Raw genomic sequence first — 11,817 nt, forward strand, 5'->3', positions numbered from 1 at the left:
TTGCCGAAACGCCCGCATAGCTCCGCTATGAGGGCGCTCCGGCGCCTTGCGATCGCACGCACCAGACACCGCGGGGCCCGCCCTCCGGGCGGACGGCAGGACTTTCGACACACGCCCTAGAGCCCCGCCAGCACCCCGTCCAGAAACGGCTCGACGGCGGCGCGCCACGCATCGGGCTGGTCGTAGTGGACGAGGTGGCCGGCGTCGGCCACCTCGGCGTACTCCCCTCTGGGAAGCACCCGCACCATTTCCTGGGCCTCCGCCCGCCCCAACTGCCCGTCGAGCCCGCGCACGACCAGCGCCGGACACCGCACGGCCGCCAGCTCCTCCCAGTGCGCGTCGAACACCCACGTGGAGCGCGCGGTCAGCATCTGACGGCGTGAGAAGACGGGCCGCCACCCGTCGCCGGACTCGGTCATCACCTCGGCGTAGAACTCCCCGCGCGCCGGATTCGGCCGCTCCACCCAGGGATCGTCCTCCCCGAACCACTTCCGCACGTCCGCGAGCGTCGCGAACGGCAGCGGCCACGCCTTGAACCAGTCCTCCCACTCCCGCTGGGAGGCGGCCCCCAGGGCGGAGGCCCGCATGTCGCAGATCACCAGACCCCGGACGAGATCGGGGCGCCGCGCGGCCAGCTGCCAGGCCGTGAGCGCCCCCATCGAGTGCCCGATCAGCACCACGGGCTCAAGCCCGAGCTGCACCAGCGCCGCCTCCGCGTCGAGCACGTACGCCTCGCGGTCGAAGGGGCCCTGCGTCGGTTTGTCGCTCTGTCCGTGCCCGCGCTGGTCGAGGGCGACCGCCCGATGGCGCTCGGCCAGCCAGCGCGCCGTACCGGCCCAATGGGACGCCCGGCCCATCAGACCGTGCAGTAAGAGCACTCCCGGACCGCGGCCGGTCTCGGCCGTTTTGGGAGGGTCGGCGTACTCCCAGGCCGCCAGGCGGGCCCCGCCCGCGCCGGTCACGTCGATGCGCCGTGCCATAGGCCCTGGCACCCCCTTGTGGTCGCGCCTGCAGTCGCGTACCCGCGCACGCTATCGAACCCTTTTTCGAAAGCGTGATGCTCCCCGGTAACACCCCTCGTTCGAGTGACAACGCTCAAGGAATGACTGGCGCCACCGAGGGGATCTCTTCCTCGGGGAGCGGACCGCTCGGGGAAAACGGTCCGTGGGGAATGACCCTGGGAGCTCGGGGCTCCGGGTCAGCACAGGGGAGGACAGGCCCCGGCGCCGCAAGGCGCCGGGGCCCTCTGCGTGACGGGCAGGAACATCCGTCGGGCCGGGCCGCTCCCGCTTCCCGCGAGCCCGTCGTACCCCGAACGGCCGGTCCATCCCAGGCCCCCTCCGGTCATATGCCTCACGCGACAGCCTGGCACGCAGAGCGTCGGAGCGCTGCGATTCCGCACAGTGAATCTTGCTTTCTGCGCAAACGCGCAGCATGCGCGAAAATCAGTCAACGCCCCACTGTGGTACGGAGGTTGACGTCAGCTCCCGGACTGTCGCCGCACGGGCTCCCGCGGCCCCGCCCGGCGCACTCGGCGCAGCGGACGCACCGGAGACGCTGGAGACAAGCCGCTCAGCGCTTGGCCACGAAGACGTGCGAGGCGACCTCCGCCTCCAGCTCCGCCGCCTCACCGCTGCTGCCCACGAGCACCCCGCCCGGCGACTGCGTCACGCTGACCACGGAACCGGGCTGCACACCCGCCCGGCGCAGCGTGTACATCAGCTGCGCGTCCGTCTGGATCGGCTCGCCGATGCGGCGGACGACGACGGTCATGCCGTCCCCGCTCGCGTCCAGATCGGCGAGCGAGACCATGCCCTCGTCCAGGAACGGATCCGCGCCGTCCTTCTCGCCCAGCTCCTCCAGGCCCGGAATCGGGTTCCCGTACGGCGACTCGGTCGGGTGGCGCAGCAGCTCCAGCACCCGCCGCTCCACCGCCTCGCTCATCACGTGCTCCCAGCGGCAGGCCTCCGCGTGCACCTGCTCCCACTCCAGGCCGATCACATCGACCAGCAGACACTCGGCGAGCCGGTGCTTGCGCATGACGCGCGTCGCCAGGCGGCGCCCCTCGTCGGTCAGCTCCAGATGCCGGTCGGCGGCGACGGCGACCAGACCGTCCCGCTCCATCCTGGCCACGGTCTGGCTGACCGTCGGGCCGCTCTGGTCGAGCCGCTCGGCGATCCGGGCGCGCATGGGGACCACACCTTCTTCCTCGAGCTCGAGGATGGTGCGGAGGTACATCTCCGTGGTGTCGATCAGTCCGGACATACGTGCCCCTCGTATAGCTGTGTAGCTACGCGGCAGCCCCGCTGGCTGGCCGCACAGCGCGTGCGCTGGCCCTGACACCAATTCTGACGCATACCGCTGACAACCGTGCCGCGCCAGGGGAACCCCGGGGAAACAAGGGGTCCGACGCGCTCCGGGGGTGTATTGACAGAGCGCTGGTCCAGACCGCACGGTGATCCGCGACACCGAGACCCAAGGGGCTACGCCGATGAGCGACAGCAGCACACTGGCCGCGCAGTACCTCGACGCCTCGATCGCCCTCCTGAAGCGGATCAGGGACGAGGAGGCGGGCAGCATCGAAGCGGCCGGCACCCTGCTCGCCGACACCGTCACCGCGGGCGGACGCCTGTTCGCGTTCGGCGCGGGCCACTCGTCGCTGTCCGCCCAGGACGTCGTCTACCGCGCCGGCAGCCTCGCCCTGATGAACCTGCTCGCCGTGCCCGGCGCGGTCGGCGTCGACGTCATGCCGGCGACGCTCGGCTCCGCCCTGGAGCGGGTGAACGGGCTGGCGGCCGCCGTCCTGGACGCCAGCCCCGCGCGGGCCGGGGACGCCCTGGTGATCATCTCCCTCTCGGGGCGCAACGCCCTGCCGGTCGAGATGGCCATCAACGCCCGCGCCCTCGGCCTGAAGGTCATCGGGGTGACCTCCCTGTCCTACGCGACCGGACCCGACGCGCCCACGTCCCGGCACGCCTCGGGCACGTTCCTGCGCGACCACTGCGACGTGGTCCTGGACTCCAAGATCGCCGTGGGGGACGCCGAGCTGACCTACGAGGGCGTCGACGCGCCCTTCGCCTCGGCCTCCACCGTCACCACCAGCGCCCTGATGCAGTCCACCCTGGCCACCTGCGCCGCCACCCTGGCCGACCGCGGGATCCAGCCTCCGCTGCTGCGCTCGGGGAACGTGGACGGGGGCCACGCCTGGAACGCCAAGGTCTTCGACGAGTACCGGGACCGCATCTTCTACCAGCACTAGATCTTCGTCCGCGGCTCCGGTGGCCGCTTCTCGCGCAGTTCCCCGCGCCCCTGAGATGCCTGCGGCATCCAGGGGCGCGGGGAACTGCGCGACCAGCCACGACGGCTCAGCCCGCCAGATCCACCGCCCCGGCGATCAGCGCGGCCACGCTCTCCGCGTACATCGCGTCACTCCGTTCGAACCGCACCCGGCTGCCACCCCGCAGGAACGTCACCACACCGAGCGTCCGCCCCCGACTGCGCAGCACCGCGCACAGCGCGTACCGGCTCCCCTCGGGCCACTGCCGCCCCGCGGCCCAGGCCACCTCGTCATCGGTGCTCGCGGCAGCGGCCCGTACCGAACCGGCCCGCTCCACGCACTGCACCGCCGGATGCCCCTCCCCGTACCGCACCGGCAGCGCCCCGCGCGTGACCAGCAGGCCGGGGCCCGACGGCGTCGCGGCGGCCCGCACCAGCCGCACCGGCTCCTCGCTCACCAGCAGATCGACCACGGCATGATCGGCGAACCCGGCCAGGGCGAAGTCCAGGTGCACCGTCGCCGCCTCGGCCGGGTCCTCGCACTCGGCGGCGGCCCGCGCCGCCCGGTGCAGCTGATGCGCCCGGAACCGCAGCTGCGCGGCCTCCTGCTCGGTCTGCTTGGCCTCCGTCACGTCCTGGAACAGCCAGCCGACACCGAGCGGCACCGGCTCCTCCGCGAGCGGCGAGGCGAGCCGCACGAACCCGCTCCGCCAGCACCGCCGCTCCTGCCGCACCCCGCCGGAGCCCGACCCCGCGCCTCTCTGGCCCTTCTCGCTTCTTTCGCCTCTCTCTGTGGGCACCCGCACCGTCACCCACACCTCCATCGGCGACGGCGGCGCCCCCTCCGACAGCACGTGCGCGAGCGCGGCCTCCAGCTCCTCGACGCCCTGCGAGATCAGCTCGCCCAGAGGCCGCCCCAGCACGGTGGTGCGCCCGGCCCCGAGCGCCCGCGCGGCATGCGCGTTGACCACGGCGGGCCGCAGGTCGGCGTCGACGAGCACCACGCCCCACGCGGCGTCCTCGAACAGCGCCTCGCTCAGGGCGATGGACCGCTCCAGATCGATCTGCGCGTGCACCTCGCTGAAGGCGCAGTACACCCCCGCCGGCTTCCCGTCGGTGCCGCGCACGGCGGCGGACTGGGTCCGTACGAGCACCCGGCCGCCCTCCTTGGTGACGAGGGCGAACTCGTGGACCTGCCGCCCCGACGCGTGCATGGCGGCCAGCAGCCGCTCCTGGATCTCCTCGGCGTCGGCGGGCCGCACGGCCCACCCCGCGAACCCCTGCCGCCCGACGGCCTCCGCCGCCGACCAGCCGAGTATCCGCTGCGCCTCGCGGTTCCAGTGGGTCACCACCCCGTCGGCGTCGAACGCGCACAGCGCGGCATCCATCCCGTCGAGCAGCGCGGCCAGCAGATCGGCCCCGTCCGGCTCGTCGGGCCCCAGCTCATCAGTGGTTCCACTACGCCGTGAAGCACTCACCTGGCACCCCCCGCAGGCTGTGTCGGCGTCCTGCTCAGATCATTCAACTCGAACGTGACGCATCCCACATGGAGTTCTGTCAACTTCGGAGAAATCGAGCGGCAGTTGGAATCAGGTGAACACACGGGTCCAGCATGCAACCCCCGACCGAACTCCGTACAACCCCCCGAGGGCACCGGAGCCGGAAAAACCGGTTGAGCGTGTCCGGACGGCTCCCTAAGGTGTGCCGTACAGACTGAAAGGAGGTGGTTCGGAGCATGTATGCACACCGGACGTCTGAGGTGACTGCGGGCTAGAGCCCGACGTCGCATCACGTATTCGGCGCCGGACCAGCCGGCCCCATTCCAAGCAGTCACCCGACCCGCGAGCTGCCGGTACGTCCGGCCGGCTTCCACCCGCCCCGGCGGGGGAACCACGGCTCGCGGGTTGCCTGCGTCCCGGGACCCGTCAGCCCTTGCTGACCGCGGCGAGGATCTCCGGCAGCCGGTCCGCCGTGCGCGGGGCCGCGAGGCGCAGCCCCAGGACGGTGAGCGCGGCGCCGTACACCGCGCCGGCCGGCAGCAGCGTCCAGGCCCAGGAGTCCGCGCCCGTCGCGTGCAGGGCGATCGTGAGCGCGATGACGGGGGCGCACAGCAGCGCCGCCGCGACCATGCCGCCGAAGATCGCGATCCAGGCGAGACCCGCCTGGCCGGGGGCCACGTTCTTGTAGCCCTCCTGCGGGATCGAGTACGGGAAGCGGGCCGACGTCCAGGCTCCCGTGGCGAGCATCGCGCCGAGCAGGGCGAAGGACAGGCCGAGCGTCTCCGGCAGGGCGTGCCAGGCGCCGAGCAGCGCCGTGGTGACGACCGTGACCAGGGCCGCGTACGGCAGGGTGATCAGCAGCAGTGCCAGCGTGCGGGCGCGCAGTTCGGCGTAGGCGTCGCGGGCGGAGGAGATGGTCATCGCCACCATCCAGAACGCCGAGGTGTCCTGGCCGAACTGGTTGTACATCTGGATGCCGAGCATCCCGGCGGCGAAGCACGCGAAGTAGACCGAGCCGGTGCCCTGGAGCGCGTTGAAGACCGGCACGATCAGACCGATCGCGAGCGAGGTGACCCAGGCCGCCTTGGTCTTCGGGTCGCGCCAGACGTAGCGCAGGCTGCGCTCCATCACAGCGCCGGTGCGGCCGCCCGGGAGCAGGCGCGGGCCGGTGCGGCGGGTGCGGCGGGTGGGTTCGGCGGCCTGGAGGGTGGAGCCGTCGGGCGAGGTCATCAGCCGGTCCAGGGCCCGCCGCCAGAGCAGCAGCAGCCCGGCCAGTGCGGCCGCGCAGAGCGCGAGTTGGGCGACCGCCGCGCCGTACACGCCCTTGCCCGCCGAGTCCACCGCGCCGATCGCCGACGCGGGCGGCACCCAGCGCAGCACCTGCCCGGTGGGGTCGAGCGCGTCGATGCCGCCCGCCGAACCCAGCTTGCGGACCCCGAAGTTGACGAGCTGGGCGCCGACCGCGATGACGAGACCGCTCAGCACGGCCAGGTCGCGGCCCTTGCGGCTGGTGAGCAGCCGGACGTTGGCGGCGGCCACCGTGCGGGCCAGCGCGACGCAGGTGAGCAGGGCGAGGGGGACGGCGACGACGGCGGCCACCGCGCCGGCCGGACCGCGCGCGGCCGCGTAGCCGGCGCCGCCGAGCGCGCAGAGCGTGAACAGCGGCCCGATGCCGACGAGCGAGGAGACGAGGAGCCCGCGCACGAGCGGGTCGGTGCGCAGCGGCAGCATCACCAGCTTCGTCGGGTCCAGGGTCTCGTCGCCGCTCGGGAAGAACAGCGGGAACACGGCCCAGCCGAGGGCGAGGAGCAGGGTGAGCAGTACGCCGACGGTGGCCGCGTGCGCGTTCCCGTGCAGCAGGATCAGGCCGAGCAGGACCAGCGCGGTGAGCAGCAGGACGAGGGCGGCCGAGGCGAGATAGGCGGCGAGGCGTCCGCCGGACTGCCGCAACCCGTTGCGCAGCAGGGCGAGTTTCAGCCGGACCAGCGTCCCGGTGAGGGGCGCGGCGCCGGTCATGCCGGGTTCCCGGGCTGGTTGCCGAGCCAGTCCAGCGTCCCGCCGTCGGCCCGGCCCTGCGCCCCGACCAGCTCCAGGAACGCCTCCTGGAGCGATCCGGCGGAGCCGCGTACGTCGGCCAGCGGTCCCTGCGCCCTGATGTGCCCGGCCGCCATCACCGCGACCCAGTCGCACAGCGACTCCACCAGCTCCATGACGTGCGAGGAGAAGACGACGGTGGCCCCGGAGCGGGTGAACCGTTCGAGGACGCCGCGGATGGTCTGCGCGGACACCGGGTCCACGCCCTCGAACGGCTCGTCGAGGAAGAGGACTTCGGGGTTGTGGAGGAGCGCGGCCGCGAGGCCGATCTTCTTGCGCATCCCGGTGGAGTAGTCGACGACCAGCTTGTGCTGGGCGGAGGCCAGATCGAGGACGTCGAGCAGCTGTCCGGCCCGCTTGTCGACCTCGGCGCCGGGCAGCCCGCGCAAGCGCCCGGTGTAGGCGAGGAGTTCGCGCCCGGAGAGCCGCTCGAAGAGGCGCAGGCCCTCCGGGAGGACGCCGATCCGGGCCTTCACCGCCGCCGGATCGGCCCAGACGTCGTGGCCGGCGACCCGGACGGTGCCCCGGTCGGGACGCAGCAGTCCGGTCACCATGGACAGGGTCGTGGTCTTGCCCGCGCCGTTCGGTCCGACCAGGCCGATGAACCGGCCCGCGGGAAGCGCGAGTTCGATCCCGGCGACCGCTGTCTGCCGTCCGAAGGACTTCCAGAGGTCATCTACGCGTACGGCCGCCGCTGGCTCGGTCATGGGTGAACCCTATGCGGGGCGGGACCCGGCCCCCGGCAGGCGCCGCGCCGTTACCGGCGCCCGCTCTCGCGCCCGCACGCGTACGCCAGGGGCGAGATCAGCTCCTCGGCGTCCGGCAGCCAGCGGTTGGCGGCGGTCGGCCGGCACGCCCACTGCACGGCGCCCTGGCTGCCGAAGCGGGTCGGGGGAGCGGCGACGAAGGCGCCCTCGCCGAGCGCCACCAGGTCGAGCGAGGCGGGCGGCCAGCCCAGCTTCCGTACGAGGTCCGGGACCTTCAGGGTGGCGCCGGGCAGGACGAAGAACTGCATGCGGCGGTCGGGGGTGCAGGTGACCGGGCCGAGGGTCAGCTCCATGCGCTCCATGCGGGCCAGGGCGAGGAACCCGGCGGTCTCGGGGACGTCGATCGCGTCGAACGTACGGCCCGTGGGGAGGAGGATCGAGGCCTTCGGCTGCTTCGACCACACGCGGCGGGCCACGGTGGCGCTGCCGGTCGCCTGGGTCGCCCAGTCGGTGCGCGCGGGGTGCGCGCCGGGGCGCGCGCACTGGCGGTCGTCGCACGAGCAGCGCTGGACGCCGTCGTCGAACTCCAGCCAGGTTCCTGGGAACACGTCCCAGTGCCGCTCCTCCGCATAGCGTACGGCGGTGTCGAGCAGGGATTCGCCGCGCTGGTTGGGGATCTGTCCTGAAGCCGTGACAGGGCCGGTGCTGACGGGTGAGGTGACGTCCGAGGTGCCTGCGATGGTCTCTTCCACGTCGTTCTCAACTCCCGCCCTTCCCTCGGGTTACGGGCGCACGTAAGGAGGAGGAGGGAGCATCGTTCCCGCATGTGGGGCGCATGGGTGCATGGGCGGGGGCGCGCATGGGCAGCGGCAGCGGGGGCCGGGTAGCCAGGGACCAGAAAGCGAGGGGCGAGGGGGAGACACCCGAGAGGGTGATGCATTTAGTACCCGTTTGTGTTGCATCTTCCGTTTGTCCGCCGGGCATTGATCCACCGATGCCAGTGACGATCTGACGACCTAGTGACCAGGATCCTGGGGACAGCAGGGGGTACGCCATGGCCGCACGGCCACTCGTAGCGCGACAGCCCAACGAACGGCTGCAGGCACTGATCCAGGAGGCGGGCTGCTCCAACGCCGGCCTTGCCCGCCGGGTCAACATGTGCGGGGCGGAGCACGGCCTCGACCTGCGCTACGACAAGACATCCGTGGCGCGCTGGCTGCGCGGGCAGCAGCCGCGCGGGCGGGCGCCGGGGATCATCGCGGAGGCGCTCGGCCGCAAACTCGGCCGGACCGTCACGATCGACGAGATCGGGATGGCCAACGGCAAGAACCTGGCGTCCGGCGTCGGCCTGCAGTTCTCGCCCACCGTGCTCGGCGCCATCGAGCAGGTCTGCGAGCTGTGGCGCAGTGACGTGGGGCGCCGGGACTTCCTGTCCGGCTCGTCGGTCGCCTCCTCGGCGCTGGTCGAGCCGAGCCGTGACTGGCTGATCTCGGTGCCGGACTCGCAGGTGGCCCGGACGGCCGGGCCGCGCGTCGGCCCGTCCGACGTGGCGGCGGTCAAGGCGATGACCCAGGCGCTGACCGATCTCGACCACCAGTACGGCAGCGGACATGTCCGGCCCGTGGTGGTCCACTACCTGAACAGCGTGGTCAGCGGGCTGCTCGCGGGCTCCTACCGGGAGGCCGTGGGGCGCGAACTGTTCGCCGCCGTCGCGCGGTTGACGGAGCTGGCCGGGTACATGGCCGTCGACACCGGCCAGCCGGGCCTCGCCCAGCGCTACTACATCCAGGCACTCAGGCTGGCCCAGGCGGCGGGGGACCGCGGTTACGGCGGGTACGTACTGGCCGCGTCCATGAGCCACTTGGCGGCCCAGCTCGGCAACCCGCGCGAGATCGCCCAGCTCGCCCGCGCGGCTCAGGAGGGGGCGCGCGGGCGCGTGACGCCGCGCGCGGAGGCGATGTTCCATGCCGCCGAAGCGCGCGGCCACGCGCTGCTCGGGGACGCCCGCTCGGCGCAGAGCGCGGGCAGCCGGGCGCTGGCCGCGATGGACCAGGCCGACGCGCACTCCGGTGACGACCCGGCCTGGATCGCCCACTTCGATCCGGCCTACCTCGCCGACGAACTCGCCCACTGCCACCGGGATCTGGGGCAGGCGCGGGAGGCGGCGCGGTACGCGCAGGAGTCGTTGGACGGCCACCCGCAGTCGCGGGCCAGGCGCCGGGCCATCGGACTCGTGCTGCTCGCGACGGCCCAGGTGCAGCAGCGCGAGGTGGAACAGGCCTGTCACACGGGACTTCGGGCCGTGGAACTGCTCGGCACGCTGCGCTCGAACCGCGGCGCCGAGTACCTGGAGGACTTCAAGGAACGGCTCGAACCGTTCGGTGAGGAGGCCGTGGTGCGGGAGTTCGGGGCGCGGGTGGAGCTCCAGGCCGCCGCGTAGGGGACCGGTGAACCGGCCCGGTGATTAAACAGCGCCGCCGCGGCCGGTTTTGTTACTCCTGTCACGGGGGAGGCTCCTCGGATTTGAGGTGCGTAGCACGGGCGTGCGAGGACCCGGTAGCGTGAGCCGACGATTCCGCAGTCAGTTATGGTCCCCCATCCGTAGTAGGAGTCCCGGTGACGCAGCAGAGCGGACAGAGCGGGCAGGACGAGAGTCCGCACCTTCCGCAGGCCCGGCAGGCGCGCGAAGGTGTCGTGCTGCCTGCCGACGGCGGTGAGCCCCTGTTGCCGGGCACGTTCGGCGACCAGAGCGCGCCCGGCGGGCCCGCGGGGCCCGCCGGTGCCAGCCCCTGGGGGCAGCCGTGGGGCCCGGAGTCCCAGCAGGCGCAGACCTCCCAGCCGATGCCGACGTACGAGTGGGGGCAGCCGGCCGCGCAGCAGCCGGTCGCGCCTCCGCAGCACCCCGCCGGCGCGCTGCCGCCGCACCAGCAGGCGTCCGCGCACGCGCTGCCGCAGCAGTACGCCCAGGCCGGGCCGATGCCGCCGGCCGTGCCGCAGGGCGGGTACGACGGCGACGCCACGCAGTACATAGCCCCGCAGGGCGCCGGTGACGCGACGCAGTACATACCGCCGCAGACCGCCGCGTCCCCGCTGCCGCCGGAGGCCCCGGCCGAGTCCACGCAGTTCCTCGGCCGCGCCGTGCAGCAGCCGCAGCAGACCTCGCCGCAGCAGATGCCGGGCGCGATGCCCGGCGCCGACGGCGATGCGACCCAGTACATCCCGCCGGTACCCGGCCAGCCGCAGGCCGCGCCCTACGGCATCCGCCCCGGCGCGCCGGGCGAGCGGCAGCCGCCGGCCGAGTTCGACGCGCTGTTCCGCACGGAGCCCGAGGGCCAGGCCGCGTCCACCCAGCAGATGCCGCGGTTCGACCCGCACGCGCAGCAGACCCCGCCCGACCGGCAGGCGCCGCAGGGCGGGTACGTGCCGCCGGTGGAGCCGCAGGGCTACACGCCCGCTCCCGCCTCGCGCGGCAAGAACCGCACCGGCTCGAAGGTGCCGCTGATCGCCGCGGTCGGCGTGGGCATCCTCATCCTCGGGATCGGGGCGGGCGCCCTGCTCAGCGGGGGCGACGACGACAAGAAGTCCGACACCACCACGACGGTCTCGGACTCCTCGTCGGCGCCCGCGGAGTCCGGGGCACCGGCCGCCGACCCGGCCAAGGAGCAGGCCGTCGCGCTCGACAAGCTGCTCGCCGAGTCCAACAACAGCCGGTCCGCCGTCGTACGGTCGGTCACCAACATCGAATCCTGCAAGGAACTGCCCACCGCCGCGAAGGACCTGCGGGCCGCCGCGCAGCAGCGCAACGACCTGGTGACCAAGCTCGGCGCCCTCGCCGTGGACAAGCTGCCGCAGAACGCGCAGCTGACCGACGCCCTGACCAAGGCCTGGCAGGCGTCCGCCTCCGCGGACAGCCACTACGCGGCCTGGGCCGACCAGGTCGCGGGCAACAAGAAGCTCTGTCACAAGAACCAGGCCAGGGCGACGCCGCAGCGCAAGGCCGGGAACGACGCCAGCGGCACGGCCTCCACGCAGAAGGCCCAAGCCTCGAAGCTGTGGAACGCGATCGCGTCCAAGTACGGACTGACCCCGCGGTCACCGATCCAGCTGTAGCGCCGGGAACCGGATGAACCGGAGAAGGGGGGGGGGGGGGGGGGGCCCCCCCCCCCCCCCCCCGGGGGGGGGGGGGGCGGGGGGGCCCCCCCGGGTGGGGACCACCACCCCCCCCGGGCGCGGCGGCCGCC

At 73.1% G+C, this 11,817-nt stretch carries 9 protein-coding genes; 3 read left to right on the forward strand and 6 right to left on the reverse strand.

Annotation, left to right across the window (positions count from 1 at the left end):
• Positions 1-116: 116 nt before the first annotated feature.
• The gene (locus tag ABT127_RS39055) at positions 117-980 is read right to left on the reverse strand and encodes an alpha/beta fold hydrolase (protein ID WP_351461289.1); all 864 of its coding nucleotides are present in this window, start codon (positions 978-980) and stop codon (positions 117-119) included.
• 592 nt (positions 981-1,572) lie between these two features.
• On the reverse strand, positions 1,573-2,265 hold the full coding sequence (locus tag ABT127_RS39060; protein ID WP_351461291.1) for an iron-dependent transcriptional repressor DtxR: 693 nt from the start codon (positions 2,263-2,265) through the stop codon (positions 1,573-1,575).
• A 226-nt stretch (positions 2,266-2,491) separates the two neighbouring features.
• Between ABT127_RS39060 and ABT127_RS39065 the strand changes: the two genes are divergently transcribed.
• Positions 2,492-3,259, forward strand: a complete 768-nt coding sequence (locus ABT127_RS39065; protein WP_351461294.1) for an SIS domain-containing protein — start codon at positions 2,492-2,494, stop codon at positions 3,257-3,259.
• A gap of 106 nt (positions 3,260-3,365) precedes the next feature.
• Here the strand turns inward: ABT127_RS39065 and ABT127_RS39070 are convergent, their stop codons facing one another.
• The 4 genes from ABT127_RS39070 to ABT127_RS39085 all read right to left on the reverse strand — a co-directional run bounded on the left by ABT127_RS39070 (position 3,366) and on the right by ABT127_RS39085 (position 8,328).
• Positions 3,366-4,754, reverse strand: a complete 1,389-nt coding sequence (locus ABT127_RS39070) for a PAS domain-containing protein (RefSeq protein WP_351461296.1) — start codon at positions 4,752-4,754, stop codon at positions 3,366-3,368.
• A 447-nt stretch (positions 4,755-5,201) separates the two neighbouring features.
• Positions 5,202-6,791 (reverse strand): transporter, encoded by a 1,590-nt coding sequence (locus ABT127_RS39075; protein WP_351461299.1) that lies wholly within the window; start codon positions 6,789-6,791, stop codon positions 5,202-5,204.
• Positions 6,788-7,576: an ABC transporter ATP-binding protein gene (locus ABT127_RS39080; RefSeq protein WP_351461301.1), complete on the reverse strand. Its 789-nt coding sequence runs from the start codon at positions 7,574-7,576 to the stop codon at positions 6,788-6,790. Before ABT127_RS39080 ends, ABT127_RS39075 begins: the two co-directional genes overlap by 4 nt.
• A gap of 50 nt (positions 7,577-7,626) precedes the next feature.
• A complete protein-coding gene (locus tag ABT127_RS39085; protein ID WP_502971856.1) occupies positions 7,627-8,328 on the reverse strand; it encodes a bifunctional DNA primase/polymerase in 702 nt (233 codons plus the stop codon).
• 302 nt (positions 8,329-8,630) lie between these two features.
• Here ABT127_RS39085 and ABT127_RS39090 point away from each other — a divergent pair, with 302 nt between their 5' ends.
• Entirely contained in the window at positions 8,631-10,016 is a 1,386-nt protein-coding gene (locus tag ABT127_RS39090) for an NsdA family TPR-like regulatory protein (protein WP_351461304.1), read from the forward strand.
• 176 nt (positions 10,017-10,192) lie between these two features.
• A complete protein-coding gene (locus ABT127_RS39095) occupies positions 10,193-11,686 on the forward strand; it encodes a hypothetical protein (RefSeq protein ID WP_502971857.1) in 1,494 nt (497 codons plus the stop codon).
• Positions 11,687-11,817: the final 131 nt, after the last annotated feature.

The sequence above is a fragment of the Streptomyces sp. NPDC001904 genome, from assembly GCF_040297005.1.
Taxonomy (GTDB): Bacteria; Actinomycetota; Actinomycetes; order Streptomycetales; family Streptomycetaceae; genus Streptomyces.